At 33.9% G+C, this 22770-nt stretch carries 31 protein-coding genes and 1 riboswitch; of the genes, 23 read left to right on the top strand and 8 right to left on the bottom strand.

Annotated elements, in window-relative coordinates; translation table 11 throughout:
- Positions 1–289: 289 nt before the first annotated feature.
- The 11 genes from MHI47_RS10210 (at position 290) to MHI47_RS10160 (ending at position 6925) form a co-directional block, all read left to right on the top strand.
- Positions 290–667 (top strand): hypothetical protein, encoded by a 378-nt coding sequence (locus MHI47_RS10210; RefSeq protein WP_340769444.1) that lies wholly within the window; start codon positions 290–292, stop codon positions 665–667.
- Positions 668–946: 279 nt separating this feature from the next.
- Positions 947–1159 (top strand): hypothetical protein, encoded by a 213-nt coding sequence (locus MHI47_RS10205; RefSeq protein WP_340769442.1) that lies wholly within the window; start codon positions 947–949, stop codon positions 1157–1159.
- Positions 1160–1282: 123 nt separating this feature from the next.
- Complete coding sequence (locus tag MHI47_RS10200; protein WP_340769440.1) at positions 1283–1753, top strand: DinB family protein; 471 nt, start codon at positions 1283–1285, stop codon at positions 1751–1753.
- A 373-nt stretch (positions 1754–2126) separates the two neighbouring features.
- Positions 2127–2690, top strand: coding sequence for a sigma-70 family RNA polymerase sigma factor (locus tag MHI47_RS10195; RefSeq protein WP_340830706.1), 564 nt, complete (start codon positions 2127–2129; stop codon positions 2688–2690).
- Complete coding sequence (locus tag MHI47_RS10190; protein WP_340830705.1) at positions 2687–3709, top strand: DUF4179 domain-containing protein; 1023 nt, start codon at positions 2687–2689, stop codon at positions 3707–3709. The genes MHI47_RS10195 and MHI47_RS10190 overlap by 4 nt, the downstream gene beginning before the upstream one ends.
- Before the next feature lie 606 nt (positions 3710–4315).
- Positions 4316–4537 carry a hypothetical protein gene (locus MHI47_RS10185; protein ID WP_340830703.1) on the top strand — a complete coding sequence of 74 codons (222 nt, stop codon included), beginning with the start codon at positions 4316–4318 and terminating at the stop codon, positions 4535–4537.
- Positions 4538–4867: 330 nt separating this feature from the next.
- A complete protein-coding gene (locus MHI47_RS10180; protein WP_340830702.1) occupies positions 4868–5515 on the top strand; it encodes a nucleotidyltransferase domain-containing protein in 648 nt (215 codons plus the stop codon).
- A gap of 88 nt (positions 5516–5603) precedes the next feature.
- Positions 5604–5789, top strand: coding sequence for a hypothetical protein (locus MHI47_RS10175; RefSeq protein WP_340830700.1), 186 nt, complete (start codon positions 5604–5606; stop codon positions 5787–5789).
- Positions 5786–5998: a hypothetical protein gene (locus MHI47_RS10170; RefSeq protein ID WP_340830699.1), complete on the top strand. Its 213-nt coding sequence runs from the start codon at positions 5786–5788 to the stop codon at positions 5996–5998. Before MHI47_RS10175 ends, MHI47_RS10170 begins: the two co-directional genes overlap by 4 nt.
- Positions 5999–6010: 12 nt before the next feature.
- Positions 6011–6541: a GNAT family N-acetyltransferase gene (locus MHI47_RS10165; RefSeq protein ID WP_340769434.1), complete on the top strand. Its 531-nt coding sequence runs from the start codon at positions 6011–6013 to the stop codon at positions 6539–6541.
- Positions 6542–6715: 174 nt separating this feature from the next.
- Positions 6716–6925: a hypothetical protein gene (locus MHI47_RS10160; protein WP_093496779.1), complete on the top strand. Its 210-nt coding sequence runs from the start codon at positions 6716–6718 to the stop codon at positions 6923–6925.
- Between the two features lie 127 nt (positions 6926–7052).
- Here the strand turns inward: MHI47_RS10160 and MHI47_RS10155 are convergent, their stop codons facing one another.
- Positions 7053–8276, bottom strand: coding sequence for an IS110 family transposase (locus MHI47_RS10155; protein ID WP_340830698.1), 1224 nt, complete (start codon positions 8274–8276; stop codon positions 7053–7055).
- Positions 8277–8769: 493 nt separating this feature from the next.
- On the opposite strand from MHI47_RS10155, the gene MHI47_RS10150 reads away from it, so the two are divergent.
- Positions 8770–9669, top strand: a complete 900-nt coding sequence (locus MHI47_RS10150) for a S16 family serine protease (RefSeq protein WP_340769433.1) — start codon at positions 8770–8772, stop codon at positions 9667–9669.
- 227 nt (positions 9670–9896) lie between these two features.
- Here MHI47_RS10150 and MHI47_RS10145 read toward each other — a convergent pair whose 3' ends face one another.
- On the bottom strand, positions 9897–11120 hold the full coding sequence (locus tag MHI47_RS10145) for an IS110 family transposase (protein ID WP_340830698.1): 1224 nt from the start codon (positions 11118–11120) through the stop codon (positions 9897–9899).
- Between the two features lie 408 nt (positions 11121–11528).
- On the opposite strand from MHI47_RS10145, the gene MHI47_RS10140 reads away from it, so the two are divergent.
- The 6 genes from MHI47_RS10140 to MHI47_RS10115 all read left to right on the top strand — a co-directional run bounded on the left by MHI47_RS10140 (position 11529) and on the right by MHI47_RS10115 (position 15432).
- Positions 11529–11966, top strand: coding sequence for a hypothetical protein (locus MHI47_RS10140; RefSeq protein ID WP_340830696.1), 438 nt, complete (start codon positions 11529–11531; stop codon positions 11964–11966).
- A gap of 430 nt (positions 11967–12396) precedes the next feature.
- Positions 12397–12669, top strand: coding sequence for a DUF4083 domain-containing protein (locus MHI47_RS10135; protein WP_340830695.1), 273 nt, complete (start codon positions 12397–12399; stop codon positions 12667–12669).
- A gap of 59 nt (positions 12670–12728) precedes the next feature.
- A complete protein-coding gene (locus MHI47_RS10130) occupies positions 12729–13121 on the top strand; it encodes a hypothetical protein (RefSeq protein ID WP_340769405.1) in 393 nt (130 codons plus the stop codon).
- Positions 13122–13537: 416 nt separating this feature from the next.
- Positions 13538–13840 (top strand): TIGR04104 family putative zinc finger protein, encoded by a 303-nt coding sequence (locus tag MHI47_RS10125; RefSeq protein WP_340769404.1) that lies wholly within the window; start codon positions 13538–13540, stop codon positions 13838–13840.
- Positions 13841–14001: 161 nt separating this feature from the next.
- Positions 14002–14673, top strand: a complete 672-nt coding sequence (locus MHI47_RS10120; RefSeq protein WP_340830693.1) for a hypothetical protein — start codon at positions 14002–14004, stop codon at positions 14671–14673.
- Between the two features lie 303 nt (positions 14674–14976).
- Positions 14977–15432 (top strand): GNAT family N-acetyltransferase, encoded by a 456-nt coding sequence (locus tag MHI47_RS10115; protein WP_340830692.1) that lies wholly within the window; start codon positions 14977–14979, stop codon positions 15430–15432.
- Between the two features lie 207 nt (positions 15433–15639).
- Here MHI47_RS10115 and MHI47_RS10110 read toward each other — a convergent pair whose 3' ends face one another.
- Together MHI47_RS10110 and MHI47_RS10105 are read right to left on the bottom strand one after the other, a co-directional pair.
- Positions 15640–15954 carry a DMT family transporter gene (locus MHI47_RS10110; protein ID WP_340830691.1) on the bottom strand — a complete coding sequence of 105 codons (315 nt, stop codon included), beginning with the start codon at positions 15952–15954 and terminating at the stop codon, positions 15640–15642.
- Positions 15954–16295 carry a DMT family transporter gene (locus tag MHI47_RS10105; protein ID WP_340830690.1) on the bottom strand — a complete coding sequence of 114 codons (342 nt, stop codon included), beginning with the start codon at positions 16293–16295 and terminating at the stop codon, positions 15954–15956. The genes MHI47_RS10110 and MHI47_RS10105 overlap by 1 nt, the downstream gene beginning before the upstream one ends.
- Positions 16296–16364: 69 nt before the next feature.
- A riboswitch (guanidine-I (ykkC/yxkD leader) is annotated at positions 16365–16463 on the bottom strand.
- 263 nt (positions 16464–16726) lie between these two features.
- Here MHI47_RS10105 and MHI47_RS10100 point away from each other — a divergent pair.
- Together MHI47_RS10100 and MHI47_RS10095 are read left to right on the top strand one after the other, a co-directional pair.
- Positions 16727–17179 (top strand): MarR family winged helix-turn-helix transcriptional regulator, encoded by a 453-nt coding sequence (locus MHI47_RS10100; protein ID WP_340769396.1) that lies wholly within the window; start codon positions 16727–16729, stop codon positions 17177–17179.
- A gap of 25 nt (positions 17180–17204) precedes the next feature.
- Positions 17205–17714, top strand: coding sequence for a GNAT family N-acetyltransferase (locus MHI47_RS10095; RefSeq protein WP_340771402.1), 510 nt, complete (start codon positions 17205–17207; stop codon positions 17712–17714).
- Positions 17715–18114: 400 nt separating this feature from the next.
- Here MHI47_RS10095 and MHI47_RS10090 read toward each other — a convergent pair whose 3' ends face one another.
- From MHI47_RS10090 to MHI47_RS10080, 3 genes are all read right to left on the bottom strand, one after another.
- The gene (locus MHI47_RS10090; RefSeq protein ID WP_340769395.1) at positions 18115–18264 is read right to left on the bottom strand and encodes a hypothetical protein; all 150 of its coding nucleotides are present in this window, start codon (positions 18262–18264) and stop codon (positions 18115–18117) included.
- Between the two features lie 464 nt (positions 18265–18728).
- Positions 18729–19220: a DinB family protein gene (locus MHI47_RS10085; RefSeq protein WP_340830689.1), complete on the bottom strand. Its 492-nt coding sequence runs from the start codon at positions 19218–19220 to the stop codon at positions 18729–18731.
- A gap of 170 nt (positions 19221–19390) precedes the next feature.
- Positions 19391–19549, bottom strand: a complete 159-nt coding sequence (locus MHI47_RS10080) for a VOC family protein (RefSeq protein WP_340830688.1) — start codon at positions 19547–19549, stop codon at positions 19391–19393.
- A 326-nt stretch (positions 19550–19875) separates the two neighbouring features.
- Between MHI47_RS10080 and MHI47_RS10075 the strand changes: the two genes are divergently transcribed.
- The 3 genes from MHI47_RS10075 (at position 19876) to MHI47_RS10065 (ending at position 21429) form a co-directional block, all read left to right on the top strand.
- The gene (locus MHI47_RS10075; protein ID WP_340830687.1) at positions 19876–20004 is read left to right on the top strand and encodes a sigma factor-like helix-turn-helix DNA-binding protein; all 129 of its coding nucleotides are present in this window, start codon (positions 19876–19878) and stop codon (positions 20002–20004) included.
- 251 nt (positions 20005–20255) lie between these two features.
- A complete protein-coding gene (locus MHI47_RS10070; RefSeq protein ID WP_340830685.1) occupies positions 20256–20678 on the top strand; it encodes a DnaD domain protein in 423 nt (140 codons plus the stop codon).
- 229 nt (positions 20679–20907) lie between these two features.
- Complete coding sequence (locus tag MHI47_RS10065) at positions 20908–21429, top strand: SecY-interacting protein Syd (RefSeq protein WP_340832030.1); 522 nt, start codon at positions 20908–20910, stop codon at positions 21427–21429.
- Between the two features lie 444 nt (positions 21430–21873).
- Here the strand turns inward: MHI47_RS10065 and MHI47_RS10060 are convergent, their stop codons facing one another.
- The gene (locus tag MHI47_RS10060) at positions 21874–22317 is read right to left on the bottom strand and encodes a hypothetical protein (protein ID WP_340769389.1); all 444 of its coding nucleotides are present in this window, start codon (positions 22315–22317) and stop codon (positions 21874–21876) included.
- Positions 22318–22770 lie beyond the last annotated feature (453 nt).

Genomic DNA, 22770 nt, shown 5'->3' with positions numbered 1-22770 from the left:
ATGCACCGTGGGCGTCGGAGTCAGACTAACGGATGGGTTCAATGACACCATAGTTGATCGAACTTCTTCGCCAGCCGTAGTATCCTATACTCGTTTTTCTCATTTTAATTCTCTGTGGTGTAGTGCTGTTTTAGCGCTACATGGATGGCTAAAAGGTGCTTTACTTCAAGAAGAGGTAAAGCACTTTTCTTATTGAAGTATCGCCGCAGGTTAGTTTAATAAAAAAACAGAATAATGCGAAACTACTAACGCTATTCATACGTATATAGACTAAAGGAAGTGTTACCAAATGAAGAAAGTTAATGTATTTATTATTGTACTTATGCTACTTTCAATGACCAGTTTGTTAGCTTATGATTTCTTTCCTGATTTAATTGACTTCATTTACTTGCCAAAATCACTTGTTGTTGCACTGTTGATAATCATAGTTATTTTCAGTATTTTATCTAACAGGTTTCAAAAAGATAACTCAAGATTAATTCTACTTTGGCAATTGGTTTCAATGTTGTATTTGTTTTTGTTAGTTGTTGCATTTACAGTTCTCGGGGGTATTTCACAAGTAGGAATATCTTTAAATAATCCAGTCTTATGGATTGTTATTCTTATTAGTATTTATGAGATATACGAACAAAGTAAAAAAGTAAAAGTATCAAATTCGATTACTTGAAGAAAGCGTACTACTTCTGATTTAAACACTCAAAACACCAACTTTCAGATAAATTATCATATTTACGTATTCCAAACTAATAATTTTCCAAATTTTTATTCGACCATAATGTGTAATAAAAGAGACGGTGCTTATTCAACTAACGGGGCTGTACTTCATAAAGGAAAAGCACTTTTCTTATTGAACAACGTGGCTGGTTAGTTGAATAAGGGTTTAATAAATATAACTATTTGAAAAATTTGAATGATTTTACAATTTGAATATAAAAGGAGATTTGAAATGGGGAAAAATAAGATTTTTGAATGGATTGGATTTGTCATCATTATCGTTTCTATATATGCTAATGGTTCTTTTCGTGCAGATGGTATTACAACTGGTACAGGAATAAATTTAAGCGTAATCGGAATAGTTGTGGGTGTAATTCTTACTTTTACACTTTTCTTTATTAGGAAATTTAGAAATAAAGAAGCACTTAATAGATCGGTAAATTAAATAGCTAACCAGTTTCTACATTTTTTTTCAAGTGGTTGCTTTACCTCAAGAAGGAGTAATGATTTATTCTTATTGAATTAAAGCCACAGGTTATTTTAATAGAAGGATGTAGAGGAGGATTAGATGAATAAATATTGTAAGAGTGCATTACATCAAATTAAAGTCGCTGTAACTACAATTGTTGAGATGATAGAAAAGTTAGAAGAAAATGACTTGCAAAAAAGACCTACACCCAGTAAGCATTCCATAGGAGAACTGTTAGAACACATAGCTATTATTTGTGTAGCTGATTCACTTATATCGGACGGCGCATCCCAAGAAAAGATGAATAAATTTTATTTAAGTATTTCTTATAAAAGTCTAAATGAGATAAAAGAAGCATTGATAAACAATCATCAATTTTTAGAAGATAAATTTATGAATTTTACAGAATTCGAACTTCAAGAGGAAATTAGTTCTTATTGGGGCGTTACATATTCACGATATGAATGGTTGTTAGAGATTGTAGCTCATATTTATCATCACAGAGGGCAATTACACTCTATGCTTGTTCATTGTTATGGGATAGACCCAAAAACTCCATTGTTTGAATAGAACTTTACTATTCAACTAACGAGTGAGTTAGTAAAATATTCGCTTTCCGAAATAATCAATTTGGTTTTTTCAAAAATAGCCAAATAACATTAAAACTTAAATAAGTTTTAGTACCTAGTATCATAATAAAACAATGTTATAATTGGACAACATAAAGAGCCTGCTCAGATTAAACGTAGTAAGTACCCTATAGAATTGACAATAAGAAAAGTCTGTTTTTTAAGGTTGAGGAGAAATCAAAATCAAAACCAAATTATATACTACCTCATCGATGTAAATTTTCGTTTACATCGATTTTTTTATGCGAGAAGATTGTTGGTGGCTTCGTTATAGTTAGTGAAAAGCTTTTCGAATGAAGTGAAGGAGCGAGCATATGAAATGTACAGAGAGAAATTATATTAGTCGACTAAAAAAACAAAAAGAAGATGCACTCGAATATATAATGGAACATTACGGAGGCTTAGTCCACGGTATATCCCATCATATTTTGGGACATGTTAGCCATCAAGCCGTCGAGGAATGCGTAAATGATACCTTTTTACTCATTTGGCAGCGTGCGCATCAATTTGATGGCGACGCAATAGCTTTTAAAAAGTGGGTTGGCATGATAACGAAATATAAGGCTATTGACTATTATCGCGCGTTAGTAAAGCAAAAGACACGTGAACAAACAGACGAGCAAGTACTTTTGGAGCAATCAACACCTGATATGCAAAGGACATATATACAAAAGGAACAAAGAGATGAGCTACTAGCGGTCATTAGTAGATTGCCAGAAATAGACCGTGACATTTTCATAATGAAATATTTTTTAAATTTACCAAGTAGCGAAATAGCAAAAACTTTACATTTGTCTGTAACTGCTATCGATAATCGTTTATCACGTGGTCGAAAAAAGCTTGCTCAAAAAATAAAATTAAAGGAGCAATTCATATGAATGAAGAGATGAAAAGATTCGTGGAAATAGATGTTGATACAATTGAGGAAAAGCCACTAACAGACATACAAAAGCAAAAAATACGTAAAAATGCACGTGCAAAAAAATCCCCCAATCGTAAGTGGAAAAAATTTGTTGCAGCTGCAGTTGTTAGTTTAGTAGCGATTTCAGGAAGCTTGTATGCATTGCCAACAATTGCGAGTCAGTTACCTTTTGTTGAAAATATTTTAGAAAAAATCGACCCTAATTTTATGCCAAAAAACTATGTGGCGTTGGCGACGATTATTAACCAAGTCGAATCGAGTAATGGTATCGATATCATGATTGAAAATGCTGTTTACGATGGTACTACTTTAATGGTGGCGTATGCCATCCATTCTGACAAAGATTTAGGGGAACAGCCTTTAACTGATACAATGTTCGATATAAAGGGGGCTACTGCTGCAACAGGGGCTTCATCATTAGAGAAATCTGCTGACGGTCTTTACACAGGTATAATAAAAATGACACCTACATTTAATAAACACTTGGACGTATTGAAAATTAAATGGCAGCCTGAAAAAATTACAAATCCCGATACAAATGAAACTTTTGAAGGAGATTGGTCATTTGCCTTTACAATGGATACACTTCCTGGAAAATTAGAACATTTAAAAATAACTTCAACTAATGATAAAGCGAAAATTCAAATTAATAAAGTTAACTATACTGATTTATCAACAGTTATACATTATGAATATAACATCGACCCAGCTATTATGAAAAAGCAACCACTATCATCAATTCATTTCGTAAAAGCGATCGATAATCATGGCAATGAGTATGAAATTCATGACAATGGTGGTGCTATTTCTGAGGATGGACATGGCTTTGATTGGAGCTTTGCGTTATATAATTTATCAGAGGATGTAACTACAATTACATTAACGGCTGAAATTTATTATGTTTCACAATCAGGTGAAATAACATCAGATATGCGAGAATTATTAGAGCCAATTACAGTCGAACTCAATAGATAATGTGTGAGCAAATGAAAATTGAAATAAATGAGTATCTAATATAATTGGAAATTTAATTAACCTAAACGAGCTTTTAACATTTGCTAATATAACATCGTTTTAAAGATAAAACGATAAGCCCTCACAATCAACATTTGTGAGGGCTAATATGCTTGGTTTTGTCTATTTACTCGTATATGTTTTGTTTTACATAAAAAGTAAGAGTGTAGAAAAAAAGGAGGTGTAATCCTCTGCTTTGATCACTTACTCTTTTTGAAGATCTACTTTCTATTATATGCTTTTTTATTTGCCCAAAAATTAACCTATGAAAGAGTGGTCAAATAAATAGAATTGTTGAGGTAAGCTTCAAATAAATAGAATTTTAGAGTGTTTTTTTAGGATACTTGGATATTTATGTTAAAACTAATATAAATTTGTGAAGAATTTCACTTAAACTAACGCAGCAGGTTAGTTCAATAAGCCATATAGATTTTTACTTATTATAAATGGAAAATTTATATAAAATTGGAACATCTATTTGTTTCAAACGTATTAAAGTAAAGCAGCAGGTTAAATGAATAAAGAAGATTGAAAGGAAAGTAATTCATAAAAAAGGAGGTATAGAAGGTGGACTTATTAATCTGGATAACTACTGGTTTCATGCTAATCGGATTAGTTGTTCTCGTTTCTATGAAAAAAGGTATGGAAAGAAAGGTCGCTTTTATAAAAGCAAATGTGGAAGACGAGGAAAATTTATCAAAAGCTAAATCTGTAATTTGGTGGATATGTGGTGTCACTGCTTGGGGAGTAGGGGCTTTATCTCTTGTTGGTTGGTGGTTTCATGTATAACTGTCGGTTTCTAATGTACTTAAAGTAACGGGTGCTTTAGTGAAAATCATGGGTTGCTTAGGCAACTCTTTTTTCTTATTGAACTAACGCAGCAGGTTAGTTCAATAAGATATTGTTTGTCCACATTATCATAGTTATATAATTAGAGGAATGCAGGAAAGGCAGGAGATTAATACGGCGATTTTAAGAGCTGGGTATGGTCTAGACCATACTGGATTTATTGAAAGCGATGTAAGCATAGATAATATTGATAATGATTACGTGCCTTGCATTCGAGATTCTGTCGAAAGTCTTAGAAATTCATTTTAAGATCAATTGCACAGTGTTTATTTGTACGGCAGCGTAGCCAGAGGTGAAGCGGTTGTTTTAAAATCAGATTTAGACCTCATTGCTATGTTTGATGGAAAACTGAGTTCCGCTAAGCTAGCGAATTTAAAGAAACTTGCTGGAGAACTGTCTCAAAAGTATCGATCTCTGGTTCGTGAAGTTGGAATAGTTGTTGCATATTACGACTATACGGTTTCCCCCTCAAATTATTACGAAAATGCCTTTCTTAAAGAACTCTGTGTTTGTGTCTACGGAGAGGATTTAAGAGACCGATTTGGTCCGTATAAACTTACATCCGAAATAGCCATTCGCTTCAATGGTGATATTTGTGAGGCTCTTACTCGGACGTTAAAAAGGTTAGAAACAGCTTCTAACGAAGATTTTAAAAAGTTTTCACAAGGTTTCGCTCGCAAACTCATTCGAACATACTATTCAATGGTGATGGTGCGTTCTCAGATTTGGTCGACACGACTTCACGAGCAATCTGAAGTCTTTATCCACCACTTCCCGGATAAAGAATCTATTATTCGAACCCTGCTAAATTGGATAGATGAACCACCGACGGACCGCGAAGCTGTATATGAATTGTTTAAGATCGAGGGTGAGTGGGCTAGTGTGAACTTTACACATGAAGCCAATATTTCATCTTAAACTAACGGGTGCGTTACTTCAAGAAGGAGTAAAGCCTTTTTCTTATTGAACTAAAGAAGCAGGGGAGTTTAAGAAGAGAACTAAAAAAATGCAAGAATTCTTATGGAGAGTGATAACTATAAAAAAATTATTTTATCTAATACTATTCTTCACATTAATACTATCAGCGTGTAATTCATCAAGTGTAAGTATTGATCAAACTTTCGATATTCCTGAAAAAGTTCAAAACGTGATTAATACGGATCATCAATTACAACTCATTAAAGAGGCATGAATGCTTATATTATTTTTCAATCGACAGAAACGCTTACACTTACTGAATTTGAAGTAATTGATAATATACTAAATATAAAATTTAATAGTGAAAATCAAGAAAATACTGAATTAAAACAGTATGTATTTAAAATGAATCCTGGAAATGTAAAAGTTAAGGTTTTAATTAACGGAGAATTTACATCTTTTGATAACATCATTGATTTATAAAGGGGAAATATTATGTTGTTTAATAATGGGGATTTAAAAGTTCGAATATTAGAAGATGAAGATAATGTTCTGTTAGCAAAATGGCTCTCAGACCCATCGGTTCTTGAGTTCTATGAAGGTAGGGATAATCCATTTGATTTAGACAAAGTGAATGAAGTTTTTTATGCTACTGAAGATGAAGAAGTTAAATGTATTGTTGAGTATGATGGTAACGGAATTGGGTATATCCAATTCTATCAATTAGATGATGAAACTAAAAAAGAATATGGGTATCTAAAAGAAAATGTTTATGGGACAGACCAATTTATTGGAGAAATAGAGTATTGGAACAAAGGCATTGGAACATTACTTGTTACATCAATGATTAGATATTTAATTGAACACAAAAAAGCAGACCGAATAGTTATGGATCCTCAAACAAGAAATACGAGGGCTATAAAATGTTATGAGAAATGTGGTTTTAAAAAAGTGAAAATACTTCCAAGTCGTGAGCTTCACGAGGGAGAATATCAAGATTGTTGGTTGATTGAGTATCATAAATGAAATATTTCTTCTTCAACTAACGGGTGCTTTACTTCAAGAAGGAGTAAAGCCTTTTATTATTGAACTAAAGTAAGCAGGTTACTTGAAGAAGGGATTTAAGTGGGAATCGTAGAATAAGTTACCTAATGATGTTTCGCTTACTTATACAAAATATATTAAATGAGGTGAATTTAATTGAGGATAGGTAATCAATTAGTTATTGAATGGACCATTGCGAGAGTTTACGAGGATTTTTCTTTTTCAAAGGCACTAGATAATGCCATAAAGCACGCAAGTTTAAATGAAGGGGAATCGGTCGAACTTCACCAATTAGTAAACGTTGGTGAATTTAATAATGAAAAAGTATTTTTGATTATTTTAAATGTTATTTCCAGTAAAGACTAGAAGTTATTAAACTCCCATGAAAATTAAAATCTTCGATTTATAGAAAAAGACAATACGAAATTTGACGCAGCCCAATAATTTTTTAAAAAAGTGCAGCGCCTAAAAGAGAATTAAATTGTGGGTTGGACTAGGAGGCATTTGGTTCAGTGATTGTCACGTTGTAACCTAAGTTTTCAAGTCTTCGAACTGAATATCGTACAATCGATTGTTCTTTTTGCTTGTCAAAGTAATCTTCCCCTAGGTCTACGTACATTTCTTTGCGAGTTAGGAGATAATAGCTGATTCTTAAAATGGCATGAGCCACTGATATTCCTGCACGCTTTTTACCCTTTCTTGATGCAGTGCGCCTATACAGAGCTCCCAAGTAGGTTTTGGATCCTCTAACAGAATGAGCTGCTTCAATTAATGCCGATTTCAAGTACTTGTTTCCTTTTTTCATGGTAGTTGATTTCCTCTTGCCCGCACTTTCATTATGTCCAGGTACTAATCCTGCCCAGGAACATAAGTGCGCCGAACTGGGAAATTGCTTCTCCACATCTGTACCAACTTCGGCTAAAATTTGTTCGGCCATTCGAGTGGCGATGCCGGGAATGGAATCCAATCGTTCTATATCATCTTGATGGGAGGATAACCTAGTAGCTACCTCTTCGTTTAATAGCTCAATCTGCTCAGTTAGAAATTCTATATGGACCAGAATGGTTTTTAACATGAGACGTTGATGTGGATTGATATACCCTCGAAGAGCTAGCTCCAGTTCACTCTTTTTCTTCTTCATTGATCGGCGAGCAAAGCTAGCTAGTTTCTCAGGATCATTTTCGCCATCGGCGATAGCACGGAGCATATCAAGTGACGAAACACCCATGATGTCGGAGACAACGGAACCGAGTTTGATATTGGCTCCTTCTAAAACCTTTTGAATCCGATTATGTTGTTTCGCTCGCTCTTCAATAATACTTCGACGGTATCGAACCAACTCCCGTAATTCCCGCTGATTTCGGTCTGGAATAAAACTTGCTTTAAGTAGACCGTGACGAAGAAGTTTGGCAATCCATTCGGCATCCTTTACATCGGTCTTGCGACCTGGTACTGCTTTCATATGTTGGGCGTTCACTACTAAAAACTCAATGCTCTCGGCTTCTAGCAAGTTAACAATAGGCTTCCAAAATACACCTGTACTTTCCATTGCTACGTGAGTACAACCATGCTCCTTAATCCAGTCAATTAACTGTAATAGAAATACAGTTTTAGTGGAAAACGTTTGAATCTCCTTTCCTTTTGGCGTAATAATACAAGCAGTAATGGAATCCTTATGGACATCCATCCCACAAGCACGTTCAATGATTACTTCCATTGAAATCATCCTTTCTACGGCAAATAGTATTGGAGGCTGGTGCAATAACCAGAGTAGGATTAATCTCCCATGAGTGCTTCCCGTAAGGGAGCGACAGTCTGTGATGCACCGTGGTCGTTGGAGTCAGACTAACGGATGGGCTCTATGGCACCATAGTTCATCGACCTTCCTCTCCCAGCCGTAGTATCCTATACCCAGGTTTTCATATTTTCATTCTCTGTGGTGTAGCGCTGTTTTTGCGCTACATGGGTGGCTAACGGGTGCTTTAGTTTAAGAAGGATAATAAAAGATAAGGCTTAGTTCAGATGGACTGAGCCTTTTTACTGCCTAAAACCTCAATTTCACAGAGCCTTTTATTGTTACTGATTAATATTGAGGTATAGATAGAAATTGTGAAATGTAAATAACTTGAAACCTCTTTTTATTTTAGACGTAGAACTACATAAAGTATTCATAGATATTGTAGACTTTTGAGTTATAAAAAAAGAGAGGGTTGATTAACATTCAAAAGGCAGACCGTTTATCTACTATATTACATATTTCTTTAACACTTCTTTTTTATCTTCTATTTCTTTTCTTATATCTTCAAAATGTTATTAGCGAAATTTCATATTTAGCTTTCTTGCTGATTAGCTTACTGATATTGTCATTCTCTATCGTGGTATTCCGAAAGAAACGTAGGATAAAACGAAAAATAACTATCTCGCTAGCCATCCTCTTGTTGTTATTTTGCTATGAGCTGCCCCTTATAGGGTTCGCTTCACAATCACATATAGCAGACATATACTTTGAACCAAGGGAGACAGTAGAACGCTCAGGAATTTTTATAATCACAATTGGAACTAAAACTTTAAATAATATGGAAAGTAAACAGGCGGTTCAGGAGCTATTAACCAAAGAGGGCAAAGATGTCCTAACCATTAGCGAACTTCCCAATCCAATGAGTTATAAAAACAAAAATAGAACTCTGCTAAGTTGGTTTGGACAAAAATCTCCAAAGGAAAAAATGAGAGAGGATTTAAGAGAATACTTCGGAAAAGAAGAGCAAAGACTTACCGATTACTTTAAGAACGATCAAGCAATAGGAAATAGTGCAGGGCTTGCCATATTACTAACTGAATTGATGATAAATGGAACCTTTCAAAATCACTTACCAATAGCTGTTACTGGAGCCATAAATGGAAAAGGAGAAGTTTCAGCTGTTGGAGGCATCAAAGAAAAAATACAAATCGCGGAAAAATCCGGTTTTCAATTCATGTTCATCCCAAGTGAAAATAGCAAAGAAGCAGAGACTTTTCAAAAAGAATTAAATACAAATATCCGTATTTTCGATGTAAACCTTGTAGATGAAGCAGTTGAACAAATTAATTACCTGAACGAAAAATATAAATAAAAAGTAGTAAAGCTTTGCTTATTGAACAGAATGTTGATAGTAGAATTTGAAGGGGAATATTTGTGCTTTATGTACTTCTTGAAGGTTAGTTTGTGAAGAGTTGTACTTAAACTCCCATGAAAATTAAAAACTTCGATTTATAGAAAAAGACAATACGAAATTTGACGCAGCCCAATAATTTTTTAAAAAAGTGCAGCGCCTAAAAGAGAATTAAATTGTGGGTTGGACTAGGAGGCATTTGGTTCAGTGATTGTCACGTTGTAACCTAAGTTTTCAAGTCTTCGAACTGAATATCGTACAATCGATTGTTCTTTTTGCTTGTCAAAGTAATCTTCCCCTAGGTCTACGTACATTTCTTTGCGAGTTAGGAGATAATAGCTGATTCTTAAAATGGCATGAGCCACTGATATTCCTGCACGCTTTTTACCCTTTCTTGATGCAGTGCGCCTATACAGAGCTCCCAAGTAGGTTTTGGATCCTCTAACAGAATGAGCTGCTTCAATTAATGCCGATTTCAAGTACTTGTTTCCTTTTTTCATGGTAGTTGATTTCCTCTTGCCCGCACTTTCATTATGTCCAGGTACTAATCCTGCCCAGGAACATAAGTGCGCCGAACTGGGAAATTGCTTCTCCACATCTGTACCAACTTCGGCTAAAATTTGTTCGGCCATTCGAGTGGCGATGCCGGGAATGGAATCCAATCGTTCTATATCATCTTGATGGGAGGATAACCTAGTAGCTACCTCTTCGTTTAATAGCTCAATCTGCTCAGTTAGAAATTCTATATGGACCAGAATGGTTTTTAACATGAGACGTTGATGTGGATTGATATACCCTCGAAGAGCTAGCTCCAGTTCACTCTTTTTCTTCTTCATTGATCGGCGAGCAAAGCTAGCTAGTTTCTCAGGATCATTTTCGCCATCGGCGATAGCACGGAGCATATCAAGTGACGAAACACCCATGATGTCGGAGACAACGGAACCGAGTTTGATATTGGCTCCTTCTAAAACCTTTTGAATCCGATTATGTTGTTTCGCTCGCTCTTCAATAATACTTCGACGGTATCGAACCAACTCCCGTAATTCCCGCTGATTTCGGTCTGGAATAAAACTTGCTTTAAGTAGACCGTGACGAAGAAGTTTGGCAATCCATTCGGCATCCTTTACATCGGTCTTGCGACCTGGTACTGCTTTCATATGTTGGGCGTTCACTACTAAAAACTCAATGCTCTCGGCTTCTAGCAAGTTAACAATAGGCTTCCAAAATACACCTGTACTTTCCATTGCTACGTGAGTACAACCATGCTCCTTAATCCAGTCAATTAACTGTAATAGAAATACAGTTTTAGTGGAAAACGTTTGAATCTCCTTTCCTTTTGGCGTAATAATACAAGCAGTAATGGAATCCTTATGGACATCCATCCCACAAGCACGTTCAATGATTACTTCCATTGAAATCATCCTTTCTACGGCAAATAGTATTGGAGGCTGGTGCAATAACCAGAGTAGGATTAATCTCCCATGAGTGCTTCCCGTAAGGGAGCGACAGTCTGTGATGCACCGTGGTCGTTGGAGTCAGACTAACGGATGGGCTCTATGGCACCATAGTTCATCGACCTTCCTCTCCCAGCCGTAGTATCCTATACCCAGGTTTTCATATTTTCATTCTCTGTGGTGTAGCGCTGTTTTTGCGCTACATGGGTGGCTAACGGGTGCTTTACTTCAAGAAGGAGTAAAGCCTTTTTTCTTATTGAACTAAAGCCGCAGGTTAGTTGAATAAGAAGGAGTATATAAAAAGTTGTCGAAGTTGAGATAATATGAGGAGTATTTATGTACATAGAATAAGGAGGGGGTATAAATTTGGTGAAAAGTTTATTTTTGTACTTATTGCTTGTAATAGTAATATCACTTCCGTTTATTATTAGTTCTAATTTCGGGTTTGTAACAGGGGGACCTCCTGGAATCGTTGGGTTGCTAAATACAATTGCTTTTTTAATTGTTTGGTTAGCTGTGAGTATGATGATGGGATACAAATTAAAAAGAGGATTTAATTTAATTATTCTTATCTATTGGGGCATGCTTGCACTTGTCTTTTTCCCAATAACAAATACATTAGAAGTTACCAAAGAATTGATACCGTTGGTATTAGTATTTCTAATAAGTCCTCTGTATGGGGTATCTGACTACCTATCCACTGATGAGATTGTTTTTATCGGAATACCTATTTGCGTGTTCCTATGTTTCTTATTTTTCTTTGGCGGGAAAACTATTAAAAATAGGAAATTGGTTCAAAACTAAATTTGGACTCTTCAACTAATATTTGCTTTACTTCAAGAAGGAGTACAGCCTTTTTCTTATTGAACTAAAGCGGCAGTTTAGTTTAAGTGTGTTGTATAATAAATGGATATCTTTGTACAGGGAGGATTGTATGTGGAGTTTTAGCACTTATAAAGACAAACGTTACTGGATACTTTTGATTACAGCTATAATTATCTTGGTCTTGTTCGCTGTTTTTACCCCTGATTATATTCTTGAAAAAACTTACTTTGTACCATTTTCAATGCTTATATTTATAGTTTTATTCTGGTCGACATACCATCTTTGGAAGTATTTTGGTGATAAAAAGAAGAGGAATAATACGGATGACAGTTGCGATTTGTAACTTGCTTGTTCAAGTAACGCGTGCTTTACTTCAATAAGGATTGACTAATAAAGAGTTTAATTATCAATGAAAAATGGTGAAATGAAGAAAATATGGAATGTGAGAGGTAATGTAAAGTTGTGCTTGACCATTTCTATACAAGGGGATTTTTTAATGTTTAATGTGGGAGACATGATTTATCAGGTTATAGTATTGGGGCTTATCGTTTTATTTGTAGTATCGTTCACCTTATTTATAAGGAGCATACTCTTGAATCAACAGGCAAAAAACCATCAACTTAATGAAATAGAAAAGAAAATGGATAAAATAATAGAGTTAATGGACTTCAAAAAGCAGTAAAGCCTTTTTTCTTATTGAACTAACGCAGCAGTTTAATAAAATAAAATGGGGGTGAATTTTTGAAAAGAAACAAAGTAATAATTTTCATTATATCTGTGATTTTTTTATTGTGCTTAGTGTGGATTTTATTTCCTAATAAAAGTGCAGAAGTAAAAAGTTTTACCTATGAGATAGAGGAAAACAATGACGAACTTATTTTTGAAGCTAACTTTCAATTCACTAACAATACAGGAAATTTTAGTTATGCAACTATTGTTTTAGACAGTTTTTTTTATCAACGACTTAAGAATCCAGAATCTATTGAACCCATTTTTTTAAACGGTGGAGTATCTGGTTCTACAAGAATAATTATTAACAAAGAGGACTTAACTTCAGACTTTATTGAATCGTTAAAATCAAAGGAAAGAAATCCTTTTCATGCTATAAGTATAGGTGAAGAAATTAGTTTGTAATAATTCAACTAACGAGTGCTTTAGTTAAACAGGACCATCAAAAAATGATGGTCTATTTTTATGTACAATGTGAAATGTTACACTTAAACTTACGCGGCAGGTTAGTGAAAGAAGGAACTTCGAATATACATGGAGAAGTAACAACCAGATGTGGTGGTACTGATGGCTATTTGTGGGGGGATTGTATTCAGTTTATCAGTGTACTCATTCATAACTGGTAAAAATCAGGTCATGTCCTATATAATGTTTTTCTTTGGTGCACTGGCACTGGTTGCAGGGATTTTTGAACTAAAAGAGAAACGAAAGACAAATGCAGTAATATTTTTTTTGTATCTGCTTTAGTCCTTTTTGTTTTCATCAATACTTTTAATGTTTTTCACTAACGGGTGCTTTAGCAGAACAAGGAGGGGATTAAAATGCCAACTTGCGATAATTGCCATAACAAGTGGAACTGGAAGCAGACGATTAAAAAAACGACGACATTAAATCCTGTAATGACTTGCCCATATTGTGGGGAAAAACAATATCAAACGCAAAAGTCCAAAACAAAAATTGGTTTTCTTACTACCATTGTCTTATTGCCACTTCTTTTTCAAATTTTTTTTGATATGTCAGGAGCTTTCTTATTGAGCTTATTTCCCATTTTAACCGTTATTTTTATTCTTTTATATCCGTTTTTAATCAAATTAAGTAGCAGAGAAGAGTATATAAATTTCTAAGGATAAATAGTGAAGGAGTATTCAAGAATAGGGAGCAATTGTTGTATAAGCTTCACTTTTCTTCTTCAACTAATGGGTGCTTTACTTCAAGAAGGACATTGTGTTTTTCTTTGGGACTTTTTGCTGTGTTTATGACATACCTTCTTAAAAGGAGGGATTATATGTTAAAAAGGTTATTGATTATTACTGGAATACTCATAGTGGGAATAGGTTCATTTAGCCTGTTAAATAAACCTTCAGAAGTTGATACTGCTATTGCCAATAAGGAGGAACCAGTACCTTTCTCTACTAAAGAAAATGAACTACATTTTTCTACATTGAACGAGGTAACTGAAAATGTCCATGAGAAATATGATAAGTTGGAATTTGGTGTAAAAACGACTTCAAAGAAAGAATTCAAGATACAAGTTAAAGAGAATGAAGAATATTTTAATTCAGTCAAAAAGGATATTGAGTCCATTGCAAAAAATGTAATTAAATCTTCCGCATTAAAGGACTATACAGTTGTTGTAGAAAGAATGGATTTATCTTTCGTTACCGTAGATACTGAAAATATTAACAAAGAACTTTCAGATATAGCATTGACTTTAATGGAAGGTCTTAAAGATTACGACGTATACGAAAATTTAAATACTGAGTATCAAAATGAGGATCAAAAATCCATTAGCATTCAAACTTCAATAAAAGGTTCAGGTAAAGATGCACATAAGTTAGCAATGGAAATTGAAGAGGCAGTGAATGAAATCCTTCATTCTAAGGAACTAAATTCTGTATCTAATATTGACTCTTATGAAATTAAAATATTGAATGCCAAAGGGAAAGTAGTAAATTAGTCAATTTATTGGCTAAACAATATTGGCATCCCTTCTTCAACTAACGTGTGCTTTAGCAAAATATGGCCATCCTTTCGATGGTCTATTTCTATGTACAAAATATTAAATTGATCTCAGATATGCATTGTGAAATGTTACATTTAAACTAAAGCCGCAGGTTAGTTGAATAAGAAAGTTAAATTATTTTAGAGGAGGCGTTCATTATGACGAATAAAAGAATTTATATTATTAATGATTACAAGGGGATAACGACTTCTTAACAAAGTTGTTTAGCGTTTCCCCAAATTTTGAAAGGGGAAAATTATGAGTATTGAAAATGTGAAAATCGTAGAATTAAATGCAGAAAACTGGTACGAATGTTGCGAATTAGAGGTATCAACAGAACAAAAAGAATACATGGAGCCCAATGCTATATCAATAGCTCAGTCAAAGTTTGAGCCTACATTAAAGCCATATGCTATTTATGTTGAAGATAAAATAGTTGGTTTTTTGATGTACAATTCAGTTCAAGAAGAATTTGGTGGCTATTGGGTTTATAGAATAATGGTGGATGAGGAATACCAAGGCAAGGGTATAGGTAAAGCTGCAACCAAATTAATGATTTCAGAAATGGCTAAATTACCGAATCCCCAAAAAATTGTTGTAGGCTATCACCCTGAAAACTTAGGAGCACATAATTTATACTCGAGTTTGGGATTTATTGATAATGGTGATAGGTTCGGTAAGGAAATGGCAGTTATAAAAAATGTAAGCGAGTGATAGGTCGATAGAATATTTCCATATGAAAGGACCATTCTTTAAGTGGTTGCCAGCAAGAGTGGCATTTTTTATTGAACTAAAGAAGCAGAATTGTTGAAAAAAGCAATTCTAAAGCAGTAGTTTAGTTCAATAAAAATAAAAATAAAGAAGATAATTTGCTTGTTTTAAAACAAATTATCTTCTTCATATGACAATCTATAAGCTCATTTATGAGACGATTTTTAGACCAATTGCAGCACCTAAGACCATCCCTATAAAAACTAGTCTTCTCCAATCTTTTGATTCCCCATATAATAGCATACCTAAAATTGCCCCACCAGAAGCACCAATTCCTGTCCAAATTGCATAAGCTGTTCCCATAGGAAGTGTTTTCATTGAATAAGCAAGAAACATAAAACTAGCCCCAAACGCGAAAATTAATAGAACTAATGATTGCCAATTACGGTCATTGTGCAATTTATTTATCATACCAACACCAAACATTTCAAATAAGCCTGCAACAACCAAAGAAACCCACGCCATTAAGATTCAACTCCTTCTTTATCGATGTCTTTAGTAACTAATTTCAAACCAATTACCCCTCCCAATAAAACTAAAATTAAAATAACTTTTGCTATTTTAAATGGTTCACCAAAAAATACGATGTCCGAAAAAACTGTTCCGGCTGTACCTAGTCCTACAAAAACCGCATAGACAGTCCCAACAGGCAGTTTTTTGCCAGCCATAATCATTAAATAAAAACTAACGATAATAGCAATAACAGTTCCAGTCCCAGTCCAAAAGTCATCTGCATGTTTTAATCCAATAACCCAAAAAACTTCGAAGAAAGCAGCGAGTACTACTTTAAACCAGTTTGTATTCATTTAAATAACCACTCCTTTTTTATTCTATAAAAACAAAAAAAACCCAAGAGATAACTGTATGAAAACAGTTTCTCCCAGGCTTTTATCCTTCCGTGACACAGCAAAGCTGTGAGTTTTCTCTCGGACCAGACCAACATAGATAGTTGCGGAACCCTAGAAAACATTTAATGTATGTAATTAACTTGTATTATACACAATATTAGAATGAAAATCTATCTTCTTACACTAAGGGGTAGATATAAGTCCCGTATTTAGAGTATCGTTAATGATATTGGAAGTTAACATTAAAATTCCTATTATATAATAAATATACTTCACATTAATCAAGCTCTACATCATTATTTTTATTGCGAATGCAACAATATTAGTTTAAGATGAATGTAGATCTTATTATTGCATTTACAACAAAGATATTTACGAAGGAGCTATTTATGAAAGAAATTTTACGTGAAATTGGCATGATTGCTAGGGCATTGGATTCCATCAGCAACATAGAATTCAAAGAGTTTGAACTAACAAAAGGCCAGTACTTGTACCTGGTGAGGATATGTGAGAACCCGGGAATTATCCAGGAACAGTTAGTAGAGATGATTAAAGTGGACCGGTCAACGGCAACTCGTGCTATCCAAAAACTAGAGTTGAACGGCTTTATTGAGAAAAAAGGTGCCGCGAACAATAAAAAGATCAAAAAACTATATTCAACGGAGAAAGGGAATACGGTCTACCCATTCATTAAAAGAGAAAATGAATACTCCAACCATGTTGCATTAGAAGGATTTTCTGAAAAAGATGCAGAAACCACTTTCGATTTTTTGCACCGAATCAGAAAAAATATCGAAAAAGACTGGGAATTAGTTAAAAAGGGGAACAAAAGACACTATTAATATACTAAAGGAGTTGCCTCATTTGATGACGATAAAGAAATGTACTCTTGAAGATTCACTAGACCTCCAGGCCATCAGTGTGGAAACCTTTACCGAGACTTTTAAGGACCATAATTCCCCTGAACACCTAAATGCCTATTTGGAAAGGGCATACAACGTGAACCAACTAAAACAAGAATTGGCCAATCAGTCTTCACAATTCTTTTTTGTTTATTATAATCAGGAAGTCGCTGGATACCTCAAAACTAATACTGGTGATGCCCAATCGGAAGCAATGGGTGATGACTCACTTGAAGTTGAGCGTATCTATGTGAAGAAGAAATTCCAAAAACATGGGTTAGGGAAGCATCTACTCAATAAAGCAGTGGAAATCGCGAAAGTACAGAAGAAAGAGAAAATCTGGCTTGGCGTATGGGAAGAAAATGAAAATGCCATTGCGTTCTATAAGAAAAAAGGGTTTTTGCAAACGGGTGCTCACTCTTTTTATATGGGCGATGATGAGCAAGTGGACTTGATCATGACCAAAATACTCTAATATTCGAACCCTGCTAAATTGGATAGATGAACCGCCTTCGGACCGTAGCGCTGTATATGACTTGTATAAAAGTGAGGGGGAGTGGGCAAGTGTAAACTTTACACTTGAAGCAAATATTTCTTATTAAACGAACAGGCTTTACTTCAAGAAGAGGTAAAGCCGTTTTTTAATGGGCTAACGTAATCAGTTTAGTTTAAGAAGGAATTCTGAGGACGATTGGTGAAATAACTAATGAGTATATTCAAAAGGTAATTATTTTGATTGGGGTGAGTAACATAATTATTCGAAAGCTTATCTCCGCGGTAATGGCTTGTGTCTTGGTTATGGTAAGTTTTTCATTCTCAGGACAGACAGGTCTTGCAATCATAGTTGGTATTTATCTATTTCCAATTCTTTTAATTTATGGAGTACCAGCATCTGTTTTCTCTGATTTTGTTACAAAAAAACTAAAATCTTTTCCTAGAGTAATTTTGGCATTAATTATGCACTTATTCCTAGCTGCTTTGTTTGTTGTAACTCCAGCTTTACTTTCTGGTAGCGAAATATTCAACTTTTACTTCATTATTTCTCTTTTATCTTCTTTTCTGTTCTACTGTAGTGATGAATTTCTTAGGTCAAAATTAGCCAAATACTTGTATCAGAAGTTTTTTTTGTCTGAAAGAGCTAAAGAGTTATGTAAAAAGATTGGGAACTTGAGAATTTAGAGAGGTTGTATCATCTTGTTTAACGAACGTTATCGTAAGGGAATAAGATATCTTTTCTTATTGAATGAAAGTCGCTGGTTAGTCAATAATACTGACGATCGAAACTATTGATATCTATAAAACATAAATAATCTATTAAGGAACGATGGAAGCAATGACTGAAATGAATAAAAGGATGGTATTATGGATTAATAAAAAGCCCAATTTCTCAATTTAATACTGAGAAATCAGGCTTTTATTTGATGTACAGTTAGTTTTGCTTTTAAATCATTTTGTTGCGTGCGAACTCAAGCAATTCTAGCAGTATCTTTTATAAATATGAGCGCCTAGCTGGCCATGAACCTTGTAGTTTACGAAGTTGTACAATTTGTCCTGTATGATAGGCATCATGCAAAAGTATATTTAGATATTGTTGCCAAACTGGCAGAGAAGGACATTGTTGATCTAATTGTGCTTCCTGAAGGGATGTTAATGAAGATTGTAAGGCATCATGCACGTGAAACGTTCGACTCACTGTTTCTTGCCATGCCTCTTCCTCATTAGGTCCACCTTGGACAAATGTGTCATCATTATTTTGTGAAACAACAAATGTGTCATCTTGAAGTAAGCGGGAAAGTAAACGCTCTTTAAAGATTAGTAAATGGTTTACATTTTCCCAAATCGTATTAGTGGCCATTCCATCAGGTTTCCAACATGCTTGTGCAGCGGTAAGATTCTTTAACGCTTCTGATATTGGTGGGTACCATTCTTCTTCGTAAAAAACTTGGTTGACTCCATTTTGCAAGATTTCTTTTTTACTCATTAGGATAGCCTCCTTTTTGTAACTATCTAAACTTGGTATATTAGTTACCTCCAATTAAAAATATAAAGGTTTTTTAGAAGAGTTATTTTCAATACAAACTATAATGCACAATTAGTAACGGGGAAAATAATTTCACAAAATCCCCGACAACCGTAACACTTTCATACTTGTTACAAATTTTCAAATTGGAGATATTCTAAAACATTTCCGAAAGGGTCTCTAAAACTAATATATTTTCCTGGAGGACAATTAGTTGGTTCGTCTATAACAAAATTCACTTCTCTCTCTTTTAAGAATTGAACTTTTTCATAAATATCTTCAGTTAGCAATCCTAATACAACTCCTGATATATCTTGAGTATAGGTTGCATTATCGTTCTCTTCTAAAATAAGTGGTAACTCTCCGTGTACAAGTGACGCAAGCTTAGGGTTATATTGTTTGCTTAATTCAAACCTAAAATATTGGTATAAAAGTCGATTGCTTTGTTTAAATTGGGCACATAAATGCTTATAACACAAACTTCACTTTTCAAATTAGTTCCCCCATTTTTGGTATTATTATATATATTCTATACTCCTTAACAAACTTCCTTTTTTGGAAATAAATTTTCATTAGATTTTCTCATTCTAACGGGCGAGACTTTCCATTTTCCTAATTGTTACTTCGCTTAGAAGAGCCTTATAAGAAAGTTTTTACGTTAAGAGTATTTGGAGAACTTTCCTTTAAACAAATAAGTGAACTCTGTGAGAGAACAGAAAGTCGGGCGAGAGTCATATTCCACTGAGCCAAACGTAAAAAATTCAAGATTTGTTTTAGGGAGGACTAGAAATGAGTAATGTGTCACTTAAAGATACTAGGAGTAAAGCTTTTTTTCTTATTGAACTAAAGTAAGAAGATTAGATCGGGAAAGGAAATACGTGCAAAAATACAACTTAAAACTACTGGATTGAGGAGTAAAGGAATGAAAAAAGATAAAAAAGAGATATAAAAATACATCAAATAGCAGACGAAGAACGATATAAAGAAGTAAAGGAAATGACAACAGAGGAATGGAATGCGAAACTGGAAGAAAAAAATAAGGCTAAAACGGGGAAGATGAAAGATAAAAAACGAATGGGGAAAGTACTAGGTAAAGTAATACATGGGACGACACCAGATGAGTGGTATGTAAAACAGGTTAAAACTACAACCCCTTTTGATATTATTAATGAACGCTACGGTACTGTTACAGAGGATGATATAAAGCTTGTTAAGGATTTGCAGTTATTTGGATTAAAAGATGGCGTAATAAATATATTACTTGATTATGTTGCAATTTTTAGTAGCATTGGGATGGTTCACCCGTTGGTAAGAGAAATGGGTGAAAATTGGCATAAGGAAAATATATTAACTGTTGAAAAGGCTATTAACTTTGTTAGGGAAGAACATAAGAAGTACACAGAGTCAACAGAGAAATAGTTATTAGTAGGGTGTCCCTTGAAGAAGAAAATGGGAGTTTTTATGTCGCATTTGACACATATTGCGAAGTTAAAAAGCCTTCAATTTTTAAGACCCTAACCCAGGAACAGGTGGAATTCATAATGTTGAAAAAACTGCTGGTGTATGGGGGAATGATAGTGAATACGTTGATTTACTTGAAAAATTTATAAATAAGTAAAGGATGATAAATTTGTCAACAAAAGAAGCAATGAATATATATTTTCAGAAGAGGAAAGAGTTAGCATCTGAAGGTTTAGATTTTTTATTTAAAACACGAGTAAATAATGATGATGGAAATCTAATAATTTATGAAGGTGAAGTTGATGAGGAAGAATATATCTCATGGAAACCTATAGAAATGAATGTTTCACAAGATTATAAAAGATTAGAAGATGAATTTGAAGTAAATTTGAATAAATCAATAATTGATTATTTTAACTCATATTGGTTTGCTGACTTAGATGGTTTTTTTAAAGAGCACTATATAAAATTAGAACCGGTCCTTCCGAATGAAGAAATAAGTTCTTTTAGAGAGTCTTTGAGAGGATATAAAAATAATCACGGGGATAGTTTAGTGAAGATACCTATTGGAATTGAGGGAAATGGGTTACTAGTCGTTGTCGAGAACGATAGTGGAATAGTTCAATTAGAAGATTTTGAAAGAGGTACTTTTGAGTATATTGCTGAGAATATTCAAGACTTAATTAGAAATTTAAGATTGAAAAGGTAGCATTAATTATCGTCAATTTCTTTGATTAAGAGTGGTTGTACAATTATAGATATTAAATAAATGGCTGGGAAGTTAGTTAGGAATAACAATTTAGTTTGATTAATTAGAATGAACAGTAGATATGCTTTTAAATGCTTGTCTACTGTGCTTTTTCTCTTCAACTTACCTGGGAAGATAGGCTATTGGTTTTAGATGAAAGAATTCTTTATATCTATCGAGGCATTGATCCAAAGAAGGATTAACGCAAAAACGACGGAAAATCAAAGGCGCTAGATAATGGTAAAAGCTTGCAACTTTAAATGAAGGGGAAACAGTCGAACTTCACCAATTAGTAATTGTTGGAGAGTTTAAATCTTGGTTCTCATTTATGGTTGTAAGACAATTCCCAGCTCATTTTTTATGAACATTTTTAAACCAACCTTTATCTTTACCAATGCCTTTTTATTAATCTTTTAATGTATCATTCTGTTTATATTTGTTTGCAATTGATTCTAAATCTAACTTCTTATAATTTCCCCAATTCACCTTTGCAAACGTATCAGCCTCAAACCTTACTGCTAATATTTCTTCAAAAGGTTCCTTATCGGATTGGTCAGTAAATGGTGGTGAATACCATTTAATTTCCACAGTTTTCACTTGATCTAATTTCGATAAGCCTGCTAACATTTCCTTAGTATTTTTTAACAAAGCATTTTTTGAACCCTCATTAATATCTTTGTCGTATATTTTAACTAAGAAGATACCTTTATCTTCATATACCTTATATTCATCTTTGATAATTGACCCAATAGTAGATTCAATAGCGGTAGGTTCATGATTTACGTCACCACATCCAGCTAGTATAAATACTGTTGCGAAAAATAATAATAACACTAATAACTTTTTCAAATAAAAACCTCCGGGTGTATATTTACCACTATTATACAACACATATTAGGAAAACGGAGTGCTTTAGTTAAAGAGATATAAAAGCTGCATAGATGTTCTATCATTCTTATTATTAATTATTATGCTGAGTGTTATCAAGAATGGAAAGTGTATAAATGATTTTTTATCCGTCTAGAAATCTCGGGTGCTTTACTTCAAGAATGGGTAAAGTTTTTTTCTTGTTAACTTATGATGCAATTTAGTTGAACAAACATTTGGTTCAATATCATTAAGGAAAGTAATAAATAAAATTTTAATTTCACTTGGGCTGATATCTTGAGTAGCGTTTAGTGAGAAGGGGAAAGTGTTGACCTCTCAAGGAGAAGGGAGAATTGGCGAGCTAGTTACGAGATAACCGCCTCTAATCCTTCATATACTATTTTTTATATCGGTAAAGAAAAAAACCTGAAACTA

Origin of the sequence: Psychrobacillus sp. FSL H8-0487 (assembly GCF_038008385.1) — a bacterium.
Classification (GTDB): domain Bacteria; phylum Bacillota; class Bacilli; order Bacillales_A; family Planococcaceae; genus Psychrobacillus; species Psychrobacillus psychrotolerans.
The sequence above is the reverse complement of the archived record's forward strand: the minus strand, read 5'-3'. Positions and strand labels throughout refer to the sequence as shown.

Coding starts and splice junctions, on each gene's coding strand:
- MHI47_RS10210 (WP_340769444.1), top strand. CDS start 290: ATGAAGAAAGTTAATGTATTTATTATTGTACTTATGCTACTTTCAATG.
- MHI47_RS10205 (WP_340769442.1), top strand. CDS start 947: ATGGGGAAAAATAAGATTTTTGAATGGATTGGATTTGTCATCATTATC.
- MHI47_RS10200 (WP_340769440.1), top strand. CDS start 1,283: ATGAATAAATATTGTAAGAGTGCATTACATCAAATTAAAGTCGCTGTA.
- MHI47_RS10195 (WP_340830706.1), top strand. CDS start 2,127: ATGAAATGTACAGAGAGAAATTATATTAGTCGACTAAAAAAACAAAAA.
- MHI47_RS10190 (WP_340830705.1), top strand. CDS start 2,687: ATGAATGAAGAGATGAAAAGATTCGTGGAAATAGATGTTGATACAATT.
- MHI47_RS10175 (WP_340830700.1), top strand. CDS start 5,604: ATGCAAGAATTCTTATGGAGAGTGATAACTATAAAAAAATTATTTTAT.
- MHI47_RS10170 (WP_340830699.1), top strand. CDS start 5,786: ATGAATGCTTATATTATTTTTCAATCGACAGAAACGCTTACACTTACT.
- MHI47_RS10165 (WP_340769434.1), top strand. CDS start 6,011: ATGTTGTTTAATAATGGGGATTTAAAAGTTCGAATATTAGAAGATGAA.
- MHI47_RS10155 (WP_340830698.1), bottom strand. CDS start 8,276: ATGGAAGTAATCATTGAACGTGCTTGTGGGATGGATGTCCATAAGGAT.
- MHI47_RS10145 (WP_340830698.1), bottom strand. CDS start 11,120: ATGGAAGTAATCATTGAACGTGCTTGTGGGATGGATGTCCATAAGGAT.
- MHI47_RS10135 (WP_340830695.1), top strand. CDS start 12,397: ATGAAAAATGGTGAAATGAAGAAAATATGGAATGTGAGAGGTAATGTA.
- MHI47_RS10125 (WP_340769404.1), top strand. CDS start 13,538: ATGCCAACTTGCGATAATTGCCATAACAAGTGGAACTGGAAGCAGACG.
- MHI47_RS10120 (WP_340830693.1), top strand. CDS start 14,002: ATGTTAAAAAGGTTATTGATTATTACTGGAATACTCATAGTGGGAATA.
- MHI47_RS10115 (WP_340830692.1), top strand. CDS start 14,977: ATGAGTATTGAAAATGTGAAAATCGTAGAATTAAATGCAGAAAACTGG.
- MHI47_RS10110 (WP_340830691.1), bottom strand. CDS start 15,954: ATGGCGTGGGTTTCTTTGGTTGTTGCAGGCTTATTTGAAATGTTTGGT.
- MHI47_RS10105 (WP_340830690.1), bottom strand. CDS start 16,295: ATGAATACAAACTGGTTTAAAGTAGTACTCGCTGCTTTCTTCGAAGTT.
- MHI47_RS10100 (WP_340769396.1), top strand. CDS start 16,727: ATGAAAGAAATTTTACGTGAAATTGGCATGATTGCTAGGGCATTGGAT.
- MHI47_RS10095 (WP_340771402.1), top strand. CDS start 17,205: ATGACGATAAAGAAATGTACTCTTGAAGATTCACTAGACCTCCAGGCC.
- MHI47_RS10085 (WP_340830689.1), bottom strand. CDS start 19,220: ATGAGTAAAAAAGAAATCTTGCAAAATGGAGTCAACCAAGTTTTTTAC.
- MHI47_RS10070 (WP_340830685.1), top strand. CDS start 20,256: ATGACAACAGAGGAATGGAATGCGAAACTGGAAGAAAAAAATAAGGCT.
- MHI47_RS10065 (WP_340832030.1), top strand. CDS start 20,908: ATGAATATATATTTTCAGAAGAGGAAAGAGTTAGCATCTGAAGGTTTA.